Origin of the sequence: Sporosarcina sp., from assembly GCF_029257255.1 — a bacterium.
Classification (GTDB): Bacteria; Bacillota; Bacilli; order Bacillales_A; family Planococcaceae; genus Sporosarcina.
This window is the reverse complement of record NZ_JARICI010000080.1, coordinates 66,513-87,092: the sequence shown is the minus strand read 5'-3', so window position 1 is coordinate 87,092 and position 20,580 is coordinate 66,513. Positions and strand designations below refer to the sequence as shown.

Below are 20,580 nucleotides of genomic sequence, written 5' to 3'. Positions count from 1 at the left end.
GTCGCATGGTTTCGGTAGGTGCTCATACCTTTAGCTGCCTTAATAAACACTTCTTGTACGAGATCTTCTACATCACGAGTTCCTGAATAGTAAACTAAAAAATTGAAAACATCTTGGCTATAGAGATAAAACCAATTGGAAATAATCTCTTTTTCGTTTTGCATTGATTTTGATCCTCCCTTTATAGGTCTCTGCTTATTAGACGTTTTTTATTTCATATTGTGTCAAAAAATGGCGCGAAAAGTTTTTTCTAAACACTGGATAGGTTTTACTCCAACAAGAAGGTAAATTGATATTTATATTGAAGAATTTGATGTAGGTGTTATAAGGAATGAAAGCTGAGATGTGTAATAGCGTATATATGCTAAAGAAGCAGATCCTTCATTAGAATTATGTTAAAGTGCTCTATAAAAACTGCATTTTCACATGGTAAGGTGAACCGTACCATAAGTAAGTGCGGTTTTAATGGTATTTTCTTGAGCATGCGCATATGTTTTTATGCTTGTTTACAGATATGTCTATTTTTTTAACCTTGTAACGTTTTAATGCTTCGCTAGTTGTTTAGGTAAAGGGGGGAAGGCATGGATTTTGAGGAAATCTATCAAGCATATTTTAATGACGTTTATTTTTATATAAGATCACTGACGTCAGACGAAAATATTGCGGAAGAAATAACACAAGAAACATTTTTTAAGGCACTAAAGTCCATGCACCAATTTGACGGCAAAAAAGATATACGAGCATGGCTTTTTACAATCGCAAAAAATACCTATTTTACGCATTACAAAAAGCAGCAACGTCAAATCAATCAGATGGAAGAATCAGTATTAGATGTTCAAATCGTGGAGCATTTAATGAATGAAGAACAAGCTTTTACTATTCATCGTTATTTACACACAATGGAGGAGCCCTATAAAGAAGTCTTTTCCCTTCGTACATTCGGTGAGCTGTCTTTTGAGAAAATTGGTCAACTTTTTGGAAAAAGTGATGGCTGGGCTAGAGTAACGTTTTACCGTGCGAAAAAGAAAATATTAGTTTATATGGAGGCGATACGAGATGAAGGAAATTAAATGTACAATTATTCAAGATTTATTACCGATTTATGTAGACGATGTCGTAAGTAAAGATACAAAAGAGCTGGTAGGGCATCATTTACTAACATGCCAAGCGTGTCAAAAAGAATACGAACAAATGGCGCAAACATTGTATGTACCAATCGAAAATAAAGTGACATTGTTCGAAAAGGTCAATAGAAAATGGAATCGCAAAAAAATGATACTTATTGGTGGATCGATTGTAACGACTGTTTTATTGTGCTTAGCTATATTTTCTTATGTATTTCACTATGCAAAACCAATTACGTATTCAAAGGATTTGTTTGAGATTGAACAACAGCAAGATGGGACGTTGGTTTCAAATTATTTTGGGAAAAGTCATGCAGGGACTCATATGACGCATCCGATGAAGGTTGAAATAGATGGTGAAATGAAAAATATTAGCTTGGTATATTATGTCGAAACGATCGCTAATTCGCCAACGAGTAATTTTTTACGGGATGATGAAAGAACAGGTCCCGATCGATTTGAATTACCGGATAGCAAAGCTGTTGATGCAGTGTATTATGGGCAATTTGATGTTGAAAAAGTAATCATCACAAAAAAACAATCATGGGACGAACTTTTGAAAGAAATGACTTTAATTTGGAAGAGATAGAAGGAACTAATCAACTCATTTAATTAAAATGTTATAAAATTAGAACTTAGAACGGATAAGGCTGTAGCCAAACTCAAATTTTGAGTCTGGCTACAGCCTTATACATAATTAAGAATTACTAGCTTCTACGTAAAACGATTTTTTCACACAATGGATGGTATAAAAATACTTTTTATATTTTATCTTTACAGTGCATGGAAGCCAAGTAACCAAAGGTCATACCTGGCCCTATTGTTGCCCCTGGACCAGGGTAAGAACGCCCCATTATCGAAGCTGAACAATTACCAGCAGCGTAGACATTATCAAATACAGTTCCATCCTCTTTTACTACCCTTGCAAATTCGTCCGTAACGACGCCACCTTTAGTACCGATATCGCCTGGATAAACTTTCATTGCATAATAAGGTGCTTCATTGATTTCGAGTAAATTTGGATTTGGTAAACTAGGATCACCATAATACGTGTCATGTGGCGTTTCTCCTCTATGGAAGTCCAAGTCTTTGCCATCTCTTGCAAATCCATTGAATCTGTCCATTGTTTCCACTAAATTTCCTTTTGGAATATTTAACTTCCCTTCTAATACTTCGACTGTATTTCCTTTTAAAACTACATCATTCTCGTAGTATTCTTTAGGGAAATCTTGTCCTGGGAATAGGCCGGTAAATATATACCTTTTCTTAGCACGTGCATCTAGAATAATCCAGGAAGTAATAGCTTTTCCATCTGTTTTTTCATTGTGTTCATACATTTTATCGACAAATTCATGGTAAGGGGTGGGTTCATTAACATATCTTTTTCCGTCTTGGTCAACGATGATCATATTCGGAATCCCTCTATCAGCGACTAAAAAGAATGGCATTCCCAAATGATTAATAACAGTAGGCGCCCCCCAAACCCTGTCCATTAAAGCAAACTTTGCATTCAGTTTTGCAAATGGTTCAATGATATCCCCGGTTTGCCCTTTTGGTGAACTTGTCCAATCGACGTTTTGTGGACTTGGAAGATACTTATTTCTCTTTTCTTGATCTCTAGAAAATCCACCTGAACCAAAAATTAAGCCTTTATTGATTTTGATTGATATATCATTACCGTTTTTCTTTACGAGTAGACCCGTTACTTTGTCGTCTTCATAAATAAAGTCAATAAATGGTGATTCAAGCCAAATCTCACCGTTTAGATCTTTGTAAGTTAAAGCCATTCTAGCGATTAAAGCACTTCCTAAAGAGGTATAATTCTTTTTGAGTAATATATGCTTAATTAATCGCCATCCTAATGTAATAGAAGCTCTTTTTCCTGCCCAAGTTCTAGTAATCATATTAACTTTTACGAAATCTTGTCCTGTCATAACGAAACCTTTTGTATCCATTGCAGGAGGAAGAAGCATACCCTTCCAATCTCGTAATTTATTTAAATCAATAACTTTGGGTTCAATCGATCTACCCTTTCCTTTCCCACCTGGTTGTGTTGGGTAATAGTCAGAGTAATTTTTTGCATAGGAGAACCTCATGTGTGGTCCTAGATTATGCATATATTCCAACATTTCGATACCCTTATTTAGATAAGTTTCTTTAATTTTATCACTTACTAAATCGCCAACAGTTGAATCTAAATATAATTTAGACTCTTCAAAACTATCGCCAGCGCCAGCCTCAACTAAATATTTATTATTCGGAATCCATATACCACCACCCGATAATGCAGAAGCTCCTCCAAAATACTTTTCTTTTTCGATTAATAACGTATTTAATCCTTCTTTTTTTGCTGTAATTGCAGCAGAGAAACCTGATGCACCAGAGCCAACTACTACAACATCATACTCATAATCCCATACCATCATAAAATCCTCCTTTGGTTATGTGTTTAATACTTTCTACGTTTGTAAGATAACTGTGAAATATATTTAAAAATTCGATAAAATGCTTAGACAACTAAACATTACAGTATTTACAAAATTTATACAATGTATGATTTAAATAGATTATATATGTTGATCTTATGATTCTCACGTAATCCCAGGCGACATGAAACACACAGCACTACTTCACAAAGCAGATAGCGAGAATAAAATGAAGAAGTTGGTTTGAATTGCTATTCTAAATTTATTGGTTAAATGGGTTTGGCCGGGACCCTCTTAGAGCCTATGACTGTTTTTTCTACCCCGAATGCTCAAGTAGTACCGGATTATCCCTTAGTGTTGATATGAAAATTTGACATACTAAAAAGGTTGTGTAACACTTTGAATATGAATGACATTCATTCATTAGGAGGTTAGTTATGAATAAAAGGGAAAAAATTGTCTCGGTAGCGATTGATACATTTATCGAAAAAGGTATTGAAAAGACAACTATTTCTGAAATTGTTGATAAGGCGGGGATCGCTCAGGGCACATTTTATTTATATTTCTCTTCTAAAATGTCATTAATGCCTGCAATAGCTGAGGTGTTGGTGAAAAAAATGCAAGTTTGTTTACAAAATGAAGTGAAATCTACTCATTTAGAACAACAATTAGAAGAAACTATAGATGCGATGTTTGCTTTTACGAGTGAATATAAGGAACTAACAAAAATAATGTATGTTGGGCTTATAAAAACTGAACATGTTAACGATTGGGAAATGGTTTATATTCCTATTTATCAATGGATGGAAGATCTCTTATATACCGCCCGAAGATTAGGCGATATACGATTAGATATAAATGTAAAGTATGTAGCTAAAATAATAATTGGTATGATTGAAGCTGCGGCGGAACAAAATTATCTATTTGATGAACAGAATCCAACCATCATTGCGGAACACCGTAAGGAATTGCAAAAGTTTGTAACGTACGCTTTAGGTGCACCTTCATAGCGTAATTTTTTTAAAACTAAAATGAATGACATTCATTCATTAGTAGTAGGCATAAGAATAAAAATCAGTGGCAATATATCTAAAAAGGAGTGATTTTTATGAACAAAGCTTGGTTTTATGTAGTGTTAACTAGTATATTTGAATTATTTTGGATTTTTGGGTTCAATGTAGCCAATACATGGTGGCATTGGCTAATCATTATTCCATTAATATTTATTGACTTTATATTCCTATCCAAGGCTTGCGAAACTTTACCAACCGGAACAGTGTACGCTATTTTTGCCGCTGCGGGTACAGTAGGAACAGCATTAATGGATGTATTCATCTTTGGCGGAGACTTTAGTTTTTCAAAAGGGTTCTTCATGACAGTTATTGTAGCCGGAGTTATTGCTTTAAAATTAGCAGATAATAATGTGAATAACACGTCAGAAAAGGAGGTTGATTAATATGGGTTGGTTATTTGTACTAATAGCAGCAATATTAGAACTTGTTGGTGTGATCGGATTGAATAAATTTAGTGAGAAAAAATCACTTGGTAACACGTTAATGTTCTTCGGGGGATTCGGCGGTGCATTTGTTTTCTTATACTCCTCATTTAACTATTTACAAGTAAGCATTGCATATGCAGTATGGATTGGTATTGGAACAGTAGCTGCAGTACTAGTAAATATGATTTTCTTTAATGAATCAAAGAGCTTAGGGAGGATCATTAGTCTTATCGTAATCATTATTGGAGTGGTAGGTTTAAAAGCAGTATCTTGATAGGGAAGTATTGTATAAATTGAAACCCCATGCTAATTATGTACCTCTTAAATAACTAAGGTTTTCCCTTCCTAGTTTTAATCCTATAAAAATGGGCCAACCTACATTTTAGTGAGTTGATGTATCTAAACAAAAATGTATATGAAAAATCTTAGTAAGTATAAAATAGGACAGTTAGCGTTAGGGAGGGGGATAAATTTGTTAAAAGCATATGGATGGCTAACTTTTTGTGTAATAGTGTGGGGAAGCAATTTTGTATTTGGAAAGATGTTAGTCCAAGACTTTTCCCCGACTCTTTTAACCATGCTTAGACTTTTGTTTATTGTATTATTTTTAATTGGATTATCCTCATACAAACAGCACTTTAAACGACTTAACAAATCCGATTTATTGGCGGTTTCCTTTCTAGGCGTTATTGGTGTTTTTATAAACCAGTGGTCCTTTTTTGCGGGATTACAAACAGCCGATCCAACAACGTCTGCATTAATTTTGGCCACTACCCCTATTGTAACCGGCGTATTAGCCGCCATTTTTTTAAAAGAACTAATAACCATTCGTATGGTAATGGGATCTATCGTTGCGATAATAGGTATCTACTTTGTTGTAGCAAAAGGAGATTTATCTTCTCTGCATATCGATAAAGGTTTATTTTGGATTGTTATCACGATGATTACCTTCGCCATTCTGATTATCATGACTAGGCTTCTTTCTAATAGAATAGATTCATTGACCATTACTTTATATTCAAATGTTGTAGGATTAATTGTGTCGATTCCTTTTGTTTTTTTACTTGATAACCCATTAAAGATAAGCTCTAAGATATCGGATTGGTCTTTTTTGATTGTAACTGCCGTTGTGGTACACGGTATAGCAATGTTGATTTGGAATAACAACATTAGATATGTCGATGTTTCAAAGGCTTCCATATTATCTAATTTAGAGCCTTTTGTAGCAATGATAATGGGATTGATATTGTTATACAAACCAATAACTGGAGCGGAAATTTTAGGATCACTATTTATAGTGGGAGGCGTATTGCTATCTACATATCAGCGAAAAAAACCTCTGCCTATTACACAGAAATGATTTCTGGATAAAAGGAGAGGCTATCAAGCAAAGTTGATAATCGGATGAGCTATACAACTTACTCTGCTTCATCCTCAAATAACTCAGGGAATAAATACTGTATGATTTCCATAGTCAACCGCCGGGACGTCCCTTTGTATGGATAGATATGCATATACATAGACGGATTAAAGTTCGCTTCAATAATTCCATACGCATTTTCATCAGTTGCAGGAACTTCGGTGTTTTCAATAATTAAATCGATACCGCTAATTTTTGCTTCAAGGGCAGCTACCGCATCCACCGCGATCTTCTTATAATCTTCAGGAATTTGATCCGTAACGTCAATAGAATCTCCACCTGTGCTCACGTTGGAATTCTCACGCAGGTACACGATCTCATCAGCTTTTGGAATCGAATCTATTTGATGTCCTTGTCCTTTAAGCATAAGAACTTCCAGATCACCTAATTGTATAAGTTCTAATGGGGTTCTATGGTCTCTGCCTCGTAAGGGATCACGGTTCTTTTCGTTAACTAACTCTTCAATAGTATGTTTTCCATCACCTGTAACATTGGCAGGCGTGCGCAATAAGACTGCATGAACCTTTTCATTCAGCACGAAGAAACGATATTCTGTGCCATTGAGAAACTCCTCTATAAGTACAGAAGAATCCTCTTGAAATGCCAGTGTGATGGCTTTTTGATAATCATCATAACTTGCACCGTCTTTGAAGATCGAAATTCCTAAACCATAGTTAGTTGTTTTCGGCTTCACGACAAAAGGCTTGGTGGAAAACAGAGTGTAAGCTCGTAAAGCGTGTTCTATGTCATTAAATTCATCACCTAATGGCACACGAAAGCCATGTTGATGAAGGATTTTCTTCGTTACTGTTTTATTTTCCATAATTAAAGGTGATACATAACTATCTTTACTTGTCATATTACCGTTTTTTACATACTCAATATGATCTTGTAATTGGAGCTTCAAAAATTGATCTTGCCGATCTAAAATCTCGACTTGTATCCCTTGCTGGATTGCATCGAACATTAAAATCTGCGTGGACAGCTCCATGTCAGTAAACCCTGTTAATTCATAGGGCTTAGCCCATGCCATAGTATAATTTTCTTTGGCAATCCCCACAGCCACCTGTTCTTGGCTGCTTTTTTCAATCTCTTCATAAAGTCTTCCGGCTAACGTTTTACTTGGATCTGCTAACATTTCTCTCAGATTAGTAAATAACGTATCTGAAACCGTCAGACCTAAGGTTTCTACTACATATTCCATTTCATCAATCATATGTTCAGCTTCTGTTTTAAACTGAGTAGGCTCTAATGGATGCTCGAGAGCTACTGTATTATTGTAAGATTCGCCAGTTTTACAATCAGTGCTTTCATCTTTCCAAAGTAAATATAGAAGGAATAGGTGCAGAAACTCTACTTGTTCATGACTGATCCCATACATTTCGAAAGGATTTAAGTCTATATTTCTCACTTCGACATAGCTGACGCCTTGCTCTTCCAGTTTTGAAACATGACCTTTGCTTCTCAGACGGATGGCTGAATAAAATTCTTTTTCCTCTAACAAATGTCCCTTTTTAACCATAGTGGCGAGACCGGCAACATAATCGGATATGCTGTTGTATGAAACTTGAACCTCATCTGAATTCGTATAACCATATTTACTGCTTCTAATACTTCTTACGGGCTTGTCAGAAGAATGATCTTCAAAAAAGTTCTTTTCACTAATAGGCGAAGCTCCGTAAAAGTAAGTTGTTAACCAGCGATACTGTATATAGTTTCTAGTTAGTTTTAAATAAATTTCACTTTTAAATTGAAGATATTCTTTATACTCCGATTGTAAATGAAACAACGCTTGAATCAACCTATCATCAAATTCAAAATTAAAATGAATACCGCTGATCATCTGTTTACGGCGTCCATAGGATTTGGCTAAGTACCGGCGATATAAAACACTTTCAAAGTTTTTTAACTTGGCAATGACAATGTCTTCTTCTTTTTCCGGTAACTGCGGCGGCATGCTTAACGGCCAAATCATTTCCTGATCACTCATAGAACGATATGCAACGTCATGAATAGCAGATAAGTGGTCAAATAGCTCTTCTATTGAATTGGTAACGGGCGTTATTAGTTCCATCTGTGTTTCTGAAAAGTCTCGCTGAATATATGGATGCTGATCTCTTGCTGCAAGCACTTGAGGATGGTCTGTTTTTGCTAAACTTCCGGATAGATCAACTCGTTGACCCTCTTTTTCAATCCCGTAGCGAGCTTTTAATAAGTATGGTTTCACATGTTCATTGCCTAACATTTCTTTTAAATTCATAGTAGCTATCGCTCCCTGATTACTTTTTCAAAGCAGTCTTTTAGGAAATTCACCCATAATATATGACAAAAAGCAGAAATTGAAAGTATCCACATTCGGTTAAAATGTGGATACTTTCAATTCCACATTTTATGATAAAAAAGGGAATTAACCTAAGTGTTTCATATGGAAAGCAAAATGATCATCCAAGAAAGAAGCAATAAAGAAATAGCTATGATCATAACCATCTGCTTTTTTATAAGTAACTGCTTGATGACTCTTCTGGGCATTTGCTAAGAATGTCGTTTCATCCAATTGTTCCGGATAAAACGAATCTTGAGTTCCTTGTGTAATAAGAATAGGCGGTATGCCAGTTTCTTTGATCAGTTCGGAAGCGTCCCATTCTTTCCAGGCATCTCGGTCTTCCCCTAAATAAGCGGAGAAAGCTTTCATTCCCCATGGAACGTCACTAGGGCTAAGGATTGGAGAAAAAGCAGAAATGGCTTTAAATCTTGCAGCATTTTTCATGCCAATTACTAAAGCGCCATGCCCTCCCATTGAGTGACCCATTATGCTCTCTTCTCCTGAAAAATTAGGCACTAACGTTGAAGCGATATCTGTTAATTCCTCCGTAATATACGTGTACATTTTATAATTATTTGCCCATGGTTCCTGAACTGCATCTAGATAAAAGCCTGCGCCTTTTCCAAGATCCCATGCATCGTCGTCCGCGACATGTTCTCCGCGGGGTGATGTATCGGGAATAATGACTGCTGTTTGATGTTTGTCAGCCAATCGCTGAAAACCGCTTTTTTGACTGAAATTATCATCTGTACAAGTCAAACCAGACAGCCACCAAATAAGAGGGATCTTTTTTCCCTCTTTATTTGACGGTAAATAAATGCTAAACGTCATATCACACTGTAAGACTTCTGAATAATGGCTGTACTTACATTGCTCTCCATCAAAAGAGCGATGTTGTTCCATGCGTTTAATACTCATTCTCTCACTCTCCATATGTTAAGATTGTGCGGATTGATTCGCCTTTGTGAAGCAAGTCGAATGCTTCGTTGATATCCATAAAGTCTAAATGATGGGTAATAAATGAATCCAGATCAATTTTGCCATTCATAAAGTCTTCAATCATTCCTGGAAGTTCAGTTCTGCCTTTCACTCCGCCGAAAGCTGAACCTTTCCAAACGCGGCCCGTAACTAATTGGAATGGACGAGTCTGAATCTCTTTCCCTCCAGCTGCTACGCCAATAATAATACTTTCTCCCCAGCCTTTATGGCAACATTCAAGAGCTGATCTCATCACTTCTACATTTCCAATACATTCAAAACTATAATCCGCGCCGCCATCAGTCATTCCAACAATGACTTCTTGGATAGGCTTATCAAATTTAGAAGGATTAATAAAATCAGTAGCGCCCATCTTTTTAGCCAATTCAAATTTATCCTCATTCATATCAATCGCAATAATTCGGCTAGCTTTTGCTTGAGCCAATCCTTGAATAACAGCTAATCCAATAGCCCCTAAACCAAATACAGCCGTCACAGCGCCTACTTCTACTTTCGCTGTGTTATGAACAGCACCAATACCAGTCGTAACACCACATCCGAACAGGCAAACTTTATCAAGCGGTACATTGTTGTCTTCCACTTTTACTAAAGAAATTTCGGATACAACTGTATATTCACTGAACGTACTTGTTCCCATATAGTGATAAATAGGTTCCCCATTATAAGAGAATCGTGTCGTTCCGTCCGGCATTAATCCTTTACCTTGCGTTTCCCGAATGGCACTGCACAAGTTTGTTTTGCCTGATAGACAGAATTTACACTTTCCACATTCAGGTGTATATAGTGGAATCACGTGGTCTCCTGGCTTTACAGAGGTCACTCCTTCACCTACAGATACGACAACACCCGCACCTTCATGACCGAGAACCGCAGGGAATACACCTTCAGGGTCGTCACCTGATAATGTGTATGCATCTGTATGACAGACTGAAGTGTACAGAATTTTGACCAGTACCTCTCCGGCTTTTGGCTCTTCTACATCAATTTCAACGATCTGAAGTGGTTCTCCTGATTTAAATGCAACAGCAGCTCTACTTTTCAAATGAAGACCTTCTTTCTAGAGTTTTTATAGTAATACTATACCCATAATTACATATCACGAACCGATCATCAATACTGACATATTTGTCACTATACAGGTTGCGCTACGTATAAAAGCTGCAAAAAGATAGTGTTTACATTTTCATACTGACATACTATAATTCATCTTACCATACTGACATATTTGTCACTTTAAACATCACGCTATTGGAAAGGTATGTGAACAGATCGTGATTCATTATAAAGAAAAAGAATTCTACAGCAGTAAAGACTTAGCCTTATCCGTTATAGGTGGGCGTTGGAAGATAGCGATTATTTGGTGCTTGCTCCAGCAGTCACCATTACGGTTGAGTGAAATAGAGAAAAAGCTTCCTGATGCCAACCAGCGTATGTTGATTAGACAATTGAGGGAATTAGAAGACGATAAAATCATTACTCGGTTTGTATATCCTGTTGTCCCGCCGAAAGTAGAGTATGAATTGAGTGAAATTGGTCTTCTTTTGGAACCCGTTGTTACATCGATCTGTAACTGGGGCGATAATTTCCATGCATTTTTAGAAAAAGATTAAAAGGGGTAATTGTTAAGTTCATTTCATAATCGCTCTTGTTAAAAATACAAGCGAGGAACGAATTTGCGTAGTCGTCCAATGAATCGCATTCATGAACATCTATCATTCCTCTTTTTTCAGTTTCGTGCTACATTTCATTTCAATGGGTATAATGAGAGAGTAAGGCATAAAAGCGTGAAGGGAGTCCGTTACAATGGCACAATCATTAAATGGAAAAGTAGCATTTATTACAGGCGCAGCAAGAGGGATTGGGAAGGCAACAGCACTTCACCTAGCAAAAGAGGGTGTCCATATTGGACTACTCGCAAGAACAGAGTCTGCTTTGAAAGAAGTGGCTGCAGACATTAAAAGTTACGGTGTGAAAGTAGCCTACGCAACAGCGGATGTTTCATCTGAAAAGCAAGTAGAAGCAGCGATTGCATCATTGACGAATGATTTAGGACCTGCTGATATTTTAATAAATAATGCAGGCATTGCAACATTCGGTACTGTCTTGGAAATGGATCCAGGGGAGTGGAAGAATATAGTGGATGTGAACTTAATGGGTACATATTATGTAACACGTGCCGTATTACCGCAGTTAATTGAAAAAAATGCGGGTGATATCATTAATATTTCATCGACAAATGGTTTAAATGGAGCTGCTACTTCTAGTGCATATAGTGCCTCAAAATTTGCCGTAATAGGTTTTACAGAATCATTAGCACAAGAAGTACGACGAAATAATATTCGTGTTTCAGCTCTAACACCTAGTACTGTAGCAACTGATTTAGCACTTGATTTAAACTTAATTAAAGAAAACGATGATTCCAAAATTATGCAACCGGAAGACATAGCTGAATTCGTCGTGAATCAATTAAAACTAAATCCACGTGTTTATGTGAAAACAGCAAGTTTCATCGCCACTAATCCATTCTAATCTTTTCTCATCAGAAAATTTTTATTTGTAATAGATGGACCCGAAGCTAATCACCCATTTTAATAGGTGATTAGCTTTTTTATTTGGATCAAAGTAAGTGAACTAATAACAATCCATTTTATTTTATGGTTCTTAACCGCAACCTGTTCTTGACTTCATAATTAAATGGGAGGTATTTGTGGTGATTAGAGAAAGTTTGTACATTTTGATTTCTAGTACAGCTGCAAAATGATACGATAAAGTAAATCAAAAAGGACTATACTAGGCGTAACAACCGCAAACCAGAAAGGTATCAGGTGATCACATTGAATAATAATGATATATTAGCCCGTTTACGATACGCATTGGATATAAAAGATGCAGGCATGACAGAGATATTTGAATTGGGCGGAGTAGAAGTAACCAGACAAGAAGTCCGCGACATGCTGGCAAAAGCAAAGGACAGCCAGGAACTTGATGCGCAGGAAAGTGAATACGTCAAAGAGATCGACAACAAAACGTTAGAATCGTTTCTGAATGGTTTTGTAATACTGAAAAGAGGAAAGCAAGAAGGTCAATCTGAAAATGCACCGAACCAGTTCTTGATGTCAGATAATCATCGAAACAAAAATAACATCCTGCTCAAAAAACTGAAAATCGCACTTTCGCTTACAGGTGAAGATATGATGGAAATCTTACACGAAGCAGGTGTTGATTTATCAAAAAATGAATTAAGTGCTGTTCTGAGAAAAGAAGGACATCGGAATTATAAAGAATGCGGTGACCGATATGCCCGGAATTTCTTAAAAGGTTTGGGATTACGTTACCGGGAATAGTGTAAAGACCTGAGTAATGCTTACAACAGCATTACTCAGGTCTTTTTTTATTTCGATTCTTTTCTCGAATGTCCTTTGACCTGTTTCAACGTCGCCACAATCAAAAAGCTGACGATCACCAGCAACAGCCACGAACTCAGCTTCCCAATCCCCACCAGATGCCACGTCTCGCTTTGATTCGGATATTTCCAGGCACCGAAAAACGTTGCGATATTTTCAGCGACCCAGATGAAAAATCCAATGAGTACAAATGAAAGTGCAATAGGCATACGGTAACGCGTCCCACCTACTTCATACGTAACCCAGGCCTGCCAAAAGACAATTAGCACTAGCGCAGACAGCCACCAGCGAATATCAATCCAATAATGGTGAGTGAAAAAGTTCAGGTAGATGGCGGCAGCAAGTGGGGTAACGAGCCAAAGTGGCGGCCACTTCACCAAATCTACATTCAGTCTTCTCCATGCCTGGCACAGATAACTGGCGACACTGGCATACATGAATCCACTGTACAGCGGCACGCCAAGTATTTTGAAGAAGCCTTCTTCAGGATATGACCAGGAACCCATATTCACTTTAAATATTTCCAAGGCCAGTCCTATTAAATGAAACAACGTAATCACTTTTAGTTCATCGCGAGTTTCGAGCCCCGAACGCACCATCCACCACTGCATGAGCAGGAAAATGAGTAGCAGCCAGTCATAACGAGGCAAAAAGGGAAGTGGTATCACCTGTGTCAGTGCTAATGAACCGAAAATAACGACCGGGAATAAGCAGGACAACGCCTGTTGCCAGCCGAAGCGGACGAGCTGCAACCAAGCCGTTGTAATAATTATTCTTACGGACTTTTTCTGAATCGCACTTTCTTGCATAAGTCACCGCCTTTTCATTATCAAGATAAATCGAAATCTTTCTGGAAATTAGTATGACGAAGTATGACCTGCTTTGGTTCACTCTTTATTGGGAATTAGCTGGCCATCTGTTATATAATGAGTTCGCACAATACATAAGGGAGTTGTAAAAAATATGTTCGTACGTAAAAAAACACTCGCTTTACTTTTTAGCTTAACAGCGATTGCCTTCTTGTTGATGGGCTGCGGTTCAAAGGCAGAAGAGGGGAAATTGGTAGAACAAGAAGTTGCTGAAGAGCCGGTAACCGACACAGAAGAAGTGAAAGAAGAAGCAGTAGATTATTCTGGAGATGTGGAAGAAAATCCAATCGTGACCATTACGATGGAAAACGATGAGAAAATCGTATTGGAACTGGAGCCTAAAGTTGCGCCAAATACAGTAGCGAACTTCATTTCATTAGTAGAAGAAGGATATTATGACGGGCTGATTTTTCACCGCGTTATTCCAGGATTCATGATTCAGGGCGGAGATCCTGCAGGAAATGGTTCAGGCGGCCCAGGGTATTCAATTGACGGGGAATTTACGGATAACGGCTTTGAAAACAACATGCTACATGAGCGCGGAGTTCTTTCCATGGCTCGTACACAAGATCCGAACTCTGCAGGTTCACAATTTTTCATTATGGCGGAAGATACGCCTGATCTAGACGCAGCGTATGCATCATTCGGAAAAGTGATCGAGGGAATGGAAACAGTCGATGCAATCGTTGCTGCTGAAACAGACCCTTCTGATAAACCTGTTGAAGATCAGAAGATGAAGACAGTCGAAGCGGATACAAAGGGTTTTGACTATCCTGCTCCGGCAGTTAATAAGTAAAAAATACAGGCTGCTCTTGTTAAAAAGAGCAGCCTGTATTTTTATTTACTCAACGATGATGTATGGTATAAATAAACTAATAAACACACCTGTGAATAGTGCATTTACCAGCGTCCAATGCCGATCGCCCCGTCGAAAAAGAAGGCGATGATGAAAGATAATTATGAAATCCAGCTTGTAGCAGTCGCAAAACATTTCATCTCCTATACCTAACGCAATCATTTCCTTTTGATTGTAACCCGCAATTGTAAAGCCTTCTATTAGAAAGCGAGGACATAAAATGAACAGACGTGTGATTGACGCGCATATTCATTTGGATATGTACAACGATGATGAAAGAGCGTTGATTCTAAAGGAGTTAGAAGGGCATTCCGTCGATGCGTTGGTTGCGGTTTCAAATGACCTGGCATCTTCCTGTCGACAACTGGAGTTTGCGCGTATAGACAGTCGTATCAAGCCGGCAATTGGCTGGCATCCAGAGCAAAATGTACCGGGTGAAGAAGAAATACAGGCAATCCTGAAATTGATTGATGAAAACCAGCATGGTCTGACTGCGATCGGTGAGGTTGGGCTGCCTTATTATTTGAGGCAGGAAAAACCTAAATTGAAGTTGGCGGCGTATGTAGAAGTGCTCGAGACCTTCATTCGAAAAGCTGCTCATACCAAGCTGCCGATTGTGCTGCATGCAGTTTATGAGGATGCAGAGGTTGTCTGCGATCTGCTGGAAGCTCATTCGATTACGCATGCTCATTTTCATTGGTTTAAAGGAGAGGACGCAGTTTTACAGCGTATCCTGGCAAATGGCTATATGGTTTCCGTCACGCCGGAAGTGTTATACAGAGAAAAGATTCAGCGAGTTGTCGAACAAACACCGCTGTCGCAGTTGATGGTGGAAACGGACGGACCGTGGCCGTTTGAAGAGCGGTTTTCAGGACACATGACACACCCATCGATGATGCACGACAGTATACAGAAGATCGCGGATATTAAGCGAATGAATGAGGATGAAGTGTATCAAAGCATCTATGAAACAACTAAAGAGTTTTATTGGATTGATAAAAAAAGAAATATATCCTTATCAGATAAACCATCCGGGAATGGTTGAAAAGTTAAATCAGAATCTGTTGTTGACAATCTGTCTCTTAAGCATTGTAAAAAGTGTGTTGTGGTTTTACAATGCTTGGGTTGTCCAATTGTTTATTTTCACCTTAATTTATAAAGCTAGACAGAAAAGGCATCTACTTTCACATCTAACTTTATTCACTTTCATATTATATGAGAATCACTTGAGATAATAGACTGCCAGTGTATAGTTATCCCTAATTACCCGTTCTATTAAATTATCTAACGACGGAGGGGAACTTTCCTCCGACATAGGCAGTGTCATTTTGGGGGCGTATACTAAATAAGTTTTGAAATACTTACTTAGTTGATCGTAGCGGAAGCCGGCGACTCCAGCGGGAACAGCACGAGCCGAAGACCCTGGACTGAGCGAAGCGAGAGAAGCGGCTGAGGCCGTGCCAGCGGAAAGCGTCCGGCTGCAGAGTTGGACGACTAAATGAATAAGATACGAATAATCATAACTGAAAGCCTGAATCCAAGATTACTGTGTAATCTAAGATACAGGCTTTTTATTTCAGACATCCTATCTCTTCACACATTATGAACAAAGTACAATAATTTGAGAAGGTGTTGCCTGTGGAGGAATACTTCTCGTAGTCGCTCCGTACACCACAATTAGATTTCTTCTACCAACGTCTCCAGTGAATGGCTGCCCGTTTTGCAATACAATACGTGTTTGCGGAGAAATAGTCCACTTTCACACGATAATAAGGCGAATCTTTACTCATCACGAGTGCTCTATACTGTGGTGGGTAGATCATGGGGACAGGCGCATTTGCATCGTAAAAACCAGTTACCCGGTCACCTGTCTGAATTATTTCATGATCAACAAAATACGTCGTCGGTTCCACTACAAAATTGACGATATTCCCATACCCGTTATCCACTGTAAACAGCTTATAGCAGCCTGCTTCATTCTTTTGCCCGATCGAAAAGTCCTCAATCATCATCACAGTGCCGCTGAAAGATAAAAAATTCATCATTTGGCTCCTTCCGGTATTCATTCTGTCTATATAGCCTATGTAATTTTCACGGCTTGGTGAATGTGGATGGTGGAAAATAATGTAACATAATACAGCCGCCTGGCAGACAGTCCTTCATATTTAAGAACCTGAATGGATGCCCCTGGTCATTTCCTGTCGAAAAGTAACGATTGAATTATACCGGAAATAATTGACATGGAAGGGAATACAGTATATAGTAAATGATAACCGTTCTCATTGAATGGGTGGGATGAAAACGTATACATAGTAAAGTCTACTCGTCACACAAATGTCATGAAGATTCATAAAGAATCTGTGAATTTACAGTAGAAAGACAAGGGATTTGTGAGATACTCTATAGGTGGGAATACGCCCAGCATATAGAAAAAATTATATTAATTTTCTTTAAGATAAAACTAACTTACTGAGAGGGGACGAATAAACATTGAAAAAAGGATTTATTTTTGTATTATTAGCTGGCTTTCTCATGCTGACAGTGGCTTTGCCGCAAGCATCAGCGCAAACCGCAGATGGAACACATTCACTCAATTACCAAGTAAATCAGCCAAACAGCAGCTCTGCTTCCATCGCCAATGATTACTTCTTAAAGCCCGCAAAGGCGACGGTGAAAGATGGAGTTGCTACAGTAGAACTTACGCTGAAGAACAGCACATGGATCACAAAATTCCAGCCACCGGGCGGTGCAATCGTACTCAGTGAAGACAAGGCGGCGGATACACGCGTCGTTCAATTTACAGTAAACGATCTGTCAAAGCCCTACACAGTTGAAATGAAAGTAGACGTGGATGATATCAATTACCACCATGAATACTCGGTTGATATCGTTTTTGATAAAGCGGCAGCAGTCGTTCCGCCGGCAAAGAATGAAACGGTGACACCAGCTCCAGAAAAGGATAAAACACCTGCTTCGAGTACGACAGGGACAAAAAAACCGTCGACTGAAAATCAAGTGAAGAATCCACAAACTAGTGATTCAACGCCGTACTTACTAATCTTTGCATTAGTCGGTTCAGCATTTTTATTTTATAAAACAAGAAACCACAGAAAACAGGGGGAACAATCATGACGAAAAAAGCTACATCACGCGCAACAAAAGCAGTACTGGCATCACTACTGGCTGCATCAATCGCACTTCCATCTGCAGCTTCCGCAAGTACAAATCCAATCAGTTCAAGCAATAATGCAGCAACTACACTTGCCGAGACAATTGCAGCAGATCAGATTATTGACTTCCACGTGTTTAAACCAGGAACGACTGAACCACAGCCGGCAATCAGCGGCCACATTGTACCTCAGGGAACACTTGTTGAAAAAGACGGAAAAACTACAGCATACTTAACGATTGCAGCTAAATCAGCTCCAATGATTGCAGCACTTCAAACAAAACAAGGGGAAGCATTTGTTGATGCAGCTGGTGTGAAAAATACAGATGGTACAATCACATACAGTTTCCCAATTGTTAAAGATACAGTTTATCCAGGGAAGATTCATGTAGTAGTACCAGCTGCAAATATGGATAAATGGTATGAATTCGACTTCAAAGCAACAGCAGCTAAAAACGATGTAGAAGCAGAAGTTAAATCAGTGCCTGTAAAAGTTTACAAAGACGGCACGAACGAAGAATCTATGATGAAGCAATACATGTCTTCTACTGCATCAGTGAAGAAGCTGGCAGACGGTAATGAAGTAACAATTTCATTCCCTAAAGGCCACTACATTCAAGAGTTCAAAGTAGACGGCAAGGTTGTAGCGATTGCTACAGACGACAAGTCTACAGGTGAACGTACGTATACATTCAAAGTAGCGGACTTAACAAAAGTAGTGAATGCTGACCTGCACGTGATTGTAGACGAAGCAGGCGTTAAGTACGATGCAAATCATAAAGTTCAACTTGGGCTGGATGGCGCAAAGCCTGGTGATAAGCCAGTTGTAGATCCAAAACCGGAACCAAAACCGGAACCAATCGTGAATCCATTTAAAGATATCGATAAAGACGGAAACAAAGATGCGATCCTTGCTCTTTACAAGAAAGATATCATCAAAGGCGCAGACAAGTTCAACCCGCGCAACAATATCACTCGTTCACAATTCGCATTGATGATCGCACGTGCCCTTGATCTAAAATCTTCAGGATCTGTAGGCTTTAAAGACCTTGCCAACATCACTGACAAAGAGCGAGTAAATGCAATCAATGCATTGGCACACGCAGGTATTGTTCAGAAAAACGAAAAGTTCAACCCGAATAACACATTGACTCGCCAGCAGGGAGCATTAATGCTTTACCGCGCGGTGAATTATGCAGCAGGCAAAGAAATGACTATTGGCGATACTAGCTTGAAATACTATGCTGACGGCGCGGTTGTTACAGACCCTGAAACGAAAAAAGCATTCGCATTATTGTATGCAGGAGAAATCATGACAGGCTCTAAGACAGCTGACGGTAAAAAGGTGATTAACGCAGGTAGTCCTCTGCAGCGTACACAGATGGCTAAAATCTTAAACGGTTCATTGAATTTCATGGACAAATATAAATAAGTAATTCGAACAGATACTTCCTTTCGCTTTTTTCATTAAGCGGGAGGAAGTTCCTGTCGTTTTATCTGTATTCAGCAGTAAAACCGGTTTCTGAAATTGAAGGGAGCGTGCGGGTCTGAAATGAAAAGAATAGGTGGTCTTTCAATCCTGATCTTGATGGTCTCTGTACTGCTGCCCTTTCATTCAGCTGCTGACGCGGCAGAACGAAAACCCGTCAATGGTGTGTATCAAGTTGAGCTAAGTTTTCAATCAGAAGGAGCAGCGAGTCAGGAAGTTTTATTCGGCAATAAAGCTGAACTGACAGTTAAAGAAGGTCGCTACAGTCTATCGGTTCCAGTGAAATATCAAGACGTCATCAAGAAAATAACCGTGAAACAGTCAGGAAGTCAGCTAAAGTCTTCACTGAATGCCGATGAAAATTTAGTTCAGTTTGATATAAAGAATATACAGGAGAAGTTCATTCTCGAAGGAACTTTTCAATGGTCTGCAGACGATATTCCGATTGCATTTTCACGAGAACTAGTCATTAATAAGAATTCACTGCCTAAGGAAGAACAGCAGGCTGCAGGAGAGCAGGATGCTATTGGCAGCGCAGGGCAGACGGATGGAAAAGCAGAGCCGTCGGCCAGGGATGAATCTGTGAATTCAAATAAATCACCAATCATCAAAAAGACGGAAAGATGGTCGTATACCCCCCGACCCTCCAGACATTCAAAGGAAGCTGCAGAGGCTAGAGAAAAACAGCAGGCTGCAGAAGCAGCACGAAAAGCAGCATCTGAAGAGGAGCAGCTAGTATTTGATCGGACACAGGATGAGCCGGCAATAGAACAGCCAGTAAAAGAGCAAAGTCTGGTAAAACCGGCAGTGGTGCAGGTAGCAGAACAAGCAGCAGTGGCTCCGACCCGGGCTCAGACACAGACAGCAGAAGGTCCTGCCATTCCATTTGAACTTGCAAAAGTCGGTATCCTGTTTCTTGCCTGTATACTTTCAGGCGTTTTATTCATCCGACGAATGATAAACAGAAAAAAAGAAGTCATCAGTAAATGATGAGTGGAGGATT

General features: G+C 38.8%; 20 protein-coding genes and 1 pseudogene. 14 read left to right on the top strand and 7 right to left on the bottom strand.

Annotated elements, in window-relative coordinates; translation table 11 throughout:
* The coding region (locus Q1J64_RS15225) for an RNA polymerase sigma factor (RefSeq protein ID WP_301109959.1) at positions 1–164 on the bottom strand (164 nt) is incomplete at its 3' end.
* A 417-nt stretch (positions 165–581) separates the two neighbouring features.
* Here Q1J64_RS15225 and Q1J64_RS15220 point away from each other — a divergent pair.
* On the top strand, positions 582–1,070 hold the full coding sequence (locus Q1J64_RS15220; RefSeq protein ID WP_301109953.1) for an RNA polymerase sigma factor: 489 nt from the start codon (positions 582–584) through the stop codon (positions 1,068–1,070).
* Positions 1,057–1,713 (top strand): zf-HC2 domain-containing protein, encoded by a 657-nt coding sequence (locus Q1J64_RS15215; RefSeq protein WP_301109952.1) that lies wholly within the window; start codon positions 1,057–1,059, stop codon positions 1,711–1,713. The genes Q1J64_RS15220 and Q1J64_RS15215 overlap by 14 nt, the downstream gene beginning before the upstream one ends.
* Positions 1,714–1,885: 172 nt before the next feature.
* Here Q1J64_RS15215 and Q1J64_RS15210 read toward each other — a convergent pair whose 3' ends face one another.
* Positions 1,886–3,550, bottom strand: coding sequence for an FAD-dependent oxidoreductase (locus Q1J64_RS15210; protein WP_301109951.1), 1,665 nt, complete (start codon positions 3,548–3,550; stop codon positions 1,886–1,888).
* Positions 3,551–3,987: 437 nt separating this feature from the next.
* Here Q1J64_RS15210 and Q1J64_RS15205 point away from each other — a divergent pair, with 437 nt between their 5' ends.
* The 4 genes from Q1J64_RS15205 (at position 3,988) to Q1J64_RS15190 (ending at position 6,408) form a co-directional block, all read left to right on the top strand.
* On the top strand, positions 3,988–4,560 hold the full coding sequence (locus tag Q1J64_RS15205; protein WP_301109950.1) for a TetR/AcrR family transcriptional regulator: 573 nt from the start codon (positions 3,988–3,990) through the stop codon (positions 4,558–4,560).
* Positions 4,561–4,658: 98 nt separating this feature from the next.
* Complete coding sequence (locus Q1J64_RS15200) at positions 4,659–5,006, top strand: DMT family transporter (RefSeq protein WP_301109949.1); 348 nt, start codon at positions 4,659–4,661, stop codon at positions 5,004–5,006.
* 1 nt (position 5,007) lies between these two features.
* Positions 5,008–5,322, top strand: coding sequence for a DMT family transporter (locus tag Q1J64_RS15195; protein WP_301109948.1), 315 nt, complete (start codon positions 5,008–5,010; stop codon positions 5,320–5,322).
* Positions 5,323–5,520: 198 nt separating this feature from the next.
* Positions 5,521–6,408 carry a DMT family transporter gene (locus Q1J64_RS15190; RefSeq protein ID WP_301109947.1) on the top strand — a complete coding sequence of 296 codons (888 nt, stop codon included), beginning with the start codon at positions 5,521–5,523 and terminating at the stop codon, positions 6,406–6,408.
* Positions 6,409–6,466: 58 nt separating this feature from the next.
* Here Q1J64_RS15190 and gshAB read toward each other — a convergent pair whose 3' ends face one another.
* From gshAB to Q1J64_RS15175, 3 genes are all read right to left on the bottom strand, one after another.
* On the bottom strand, positions 6,467–8,728 hold the full coding sequence (gene gshAB / locus Q1J64_RS15185; RefSeq protein ID WP_301109946.1) for a bifunctional glutamate--cysteine ligase GshA/glutathione synthetase GshB: 2,262 nt from the start codon (positions 8,726–8,728) through the stop codon (positions 6,467–6,469).
* 147 nt (positions 8,729–8,875) lie between these two features.
* Positions 8,876–9,709: an S-formylglutathione hydrolase gene (fghA, locus tag Q1J64_RS15180; RefSeq protein ID WP_301109945.1), complete on the bottom strand. Its 834-nt coding sequence runs from the start codon at positions 9,707–9,709 to the stop codon at positions 8,876–8,878.
* A gap of 4 nt (positions 9,710–9,713) precedes the next feature.
* Positions 9,714–10,832, bottom strand: a complete 1,119-nt coding sequence (locus Q1J64_RS15175; protein ID WP_301109944.1) for an S-(hydroxymethyl)glutathione dehydrogenase/class III alcohol dehydrogenase — start codon at positions 10,830–10,832, stop codon at positions 9,714–9,716.
* Positions 10,833–11,058: 226 nt separating this feature from the next.
* Between Q1J64_RS15175 and Q1J64_RS15170 the strand changes: the two genes are divergently transcribed.
* From Q1J64_RS15170 to Q1J64_RS15160, 3 genes are all read left to right on the top strand, one after another.
* The gene (locus Q1J64_RS15170; protein ID WP_301109958.1) at positions 11,059–11,400 is read left to right on the top strand and encodes a winged helix-turn-helix transcriptional regulator; all 342 of its coding nucleotides are present in this window, start codon (positions 11,059–11,061) and stop codon (positions 11,398–11,400) included.
* 193 nt (positions 11,401–11,593) lie between these two features.
* On the top strand, positions 11,594–12,319 hold the full coding sequence (locus Q1J64_RS15165; protein WP_301109943.1) for a 3-ketoacyl-ACP reductase: 726 nt from the start codon (positions 11,594–11,596) through the stop codon (positions 12,317–12,319).
* A gap of 299 nt (positions 12,320–12,618) precedes the next feature.
* The gene (locus tag Q1J64_RS15160) at positions 12,619–13,134 is read left to right on the top strand and encodes a YehS family protein (protein WP_301109957.1); all 516 of its coding nucleotides are present in this window, start codon (positions 12,619–12,621) and stop codon (positions 13,132–13,134) included.
* Positions 13,135–13,181: 47 nt separating this feature from the next.
* Here the strand turns inward: Q1J64_RS15160 and Q1J64_RS15155 are convergent, their stop codons facing one another.
* The gene (locus tag Q1J64_RS15155) at positions 13,182–14,003 is read right to left on the bottom strand and encodes a DUF817 domain-containing protein (protein ID WP_301109942.1); all 822 of its coding nucleotides are present in this window, start codon (positions 14,001–14,003) and stop codon (positions 13,182–13,184) included.
* Positions 14,004–14,157: 154 nt separating this feature from the next.
* Between Q1J64_RS15155 and Q1J64_RS15150 the strand changes: the two genes are divergently transcribed.
* Both Q1J64_RS15150 and Q1J64_RS15145 read left to right on the top strand, forming a co-directional pair.
* Entirely contained in the window at positions 14,158–14,859 is a 702-nt protein-coding gene (locus Q1J64_RS15150; RefSeq protein WP_301109941.1) for a peptidylprolyl isomerase, read from the top strand.
* 280 nt (positions 14,860–15,139) lie between these two features.
* Positions 15,140–15,964, top strand: a complete 825-nt coding sequence (locus tag Q1J64_RS15145) for a TatD family hydrolase (protein ID WP_301109940.1) — start codon at positions 15,140–15,142, stop codon at positions 15,962–15,964.
* A gap of 555 nt (positions 15,965–16,519) precedes the next feature.
* Here Q1J64_RS15145 and Q1J64_RS15140 read toward each other — a convergent pair.
* Positions 16,520–16,964: pseudogene (locus tag Q1J64_RS15140) on the bottom strand (hypothetical protein).
* 445 nt (positions 16,965–17,409) lie between these two features.
* Between Q1J64_RS15140 and isdC the strand changes: the two are divergent.
* The 3 genes from isdC to Q1J64_RS15125 all read left to right on the top strand — a co-directional run bounded on the left by isdC (position 17,410) and on the right by Q1J64_RS15125 (position 20,567).
* Positions 17,410–18,051, top strand: a complete 642-nt coding sequence (gene isdC / locus Q1J64_RS15135) for a heme uptake protein IsdC (RefSeq protein WP_301109939.1) — start codon at positions 17,410–17,412, stop codon at positions 18,049–18,051.
* Entirely contained in the window at positions 18,048–19,520 is a 1,473-nt protein-coding gene (locus tag Q1J64_RS15130) for an NEAT domain-containing protein (protein WP_301109938.1), read from the top strand. Before isdC ends, Q1J64_RS15130 begins: the two co-directional genes overlap by 4 nt.
* Before the next feature lie 120 nt (positions 19,521–19,640).
* Positions 19,641–20,567, top strand: coding sequence for a hypothetical protein (locus tag Q1J64_RS15125; protein ID WP_301109937.1), 927 nt, complete (start codon positions 19,641–19,643; stop codon positions 20,565–20,567).
* Positions 20,568–20,580: the final 13 nt, after the last annotated feature.

What these genes read in the sequence shown, in the direction of transcription:
- Q1J64_RS15220 (WP_301109953.1), top strand. Translation starts at nt 582, where the DNA reads ATGGATTTTGAGGAAATCTATCAAGCATATTTTAATGACGTTTATTTT.
- gshAB (WP_301109946.1), bottom strand. Translation starts at nt 8,728, where the DNA reads ATGAATTTAAAAGAAATGTTAGGCAATGAACATGTGAAACCATACTTA.
- Q1J64_RS15205 (WP_301109950.1), top strand. Translation starts at nt 3,988, where the DNA reads ATGAATAAAAGGGAAAAAATTGTCTCGGTAGCGATTGATACATTTATC.
- Q1J64_RS15200 (WP_301109949.1), top strand. Translation starts at nt 4,659, where the DNA reads ATGAACAAAGCTTGGTTTTATGTAGTGTTAACTAGTATATTTGAATTA.
- Q1J64_RS15215 (WP_301109952.1), top strand. Translation starts at nt 1,057, where the DNA reads ATGAAGGAAATTAAATGTACAATTATTCAAGATTTATTACCGATTTAT.
- Q1J64_RS15165 (WP_301109943.1), top strand. Translation starts at nt 11,594, where the DNA reads ATGGCACAATCATTAAATGGAAAAGTAGCATTTATTACAGGCGCAGCA.
- Q1J64_RS15195 (WP_301109948.1), top strand. Translation starts at nt 5,008, where the DNA reads ATGGGTTGGTTATTTGTACTAATAGCAGCAATATTAGAACTTGTTGGT.
- Q1J64_RS15155 (WP_301109942.1), bottom strand. Translation starts at nt 14,003, where the DNA reads ATGCAAGAAAGTGCGATTCAGAAAAAGTCCGTAAGAATAATTATTACA.
- Q1J64_RS15150 (WP_301109941.1), top strand. Translation starts at nt 14,158, where the DNA reads ATGTTCGTACGTAAAAAAACACTCGCTTTACTTTTTAGCTTAACAGCG.
- fghA (WP_301109945.1), bottom strand. Translation starts at nt 9,709, where the DNA reads ATGAGTATTAAACGCATGGAACAACATCGCTCTTTTGATGGAGAGCAA.
- Q1J64_RS15145 (WP_301109940.1), top strand. Translation starts at nt 15,140, where the DNA reads ATGAACAGACGTGTGATTGACGCGCATATTCATTTGGATATGTACAAC.
- Q1J64_RS15210 (WP_301109951.1), bottom strand. Translation starts at nt 3,550, where the DNA reads ATGATGGTATGGGATTATGAGTATGATGTTGTAGTAGTTGGCTCTGGT.
- Q1J64_RS15130 (WP_301109938.1), top strand. Translation starts at nt 18,048, where the DNA reads ATGACGAAAAAAGCTACATCACGCGCAACAAAAGCAGTACTGGCATCA.
- Q1J64_RS15125 (WP_301109937.1), top strand. Translation starts at nt 19,641, where the DNA reads ATGAAAAGAATAGGTGGTCTTTCAATCCTGATCTTGATGGTCTCTGTA.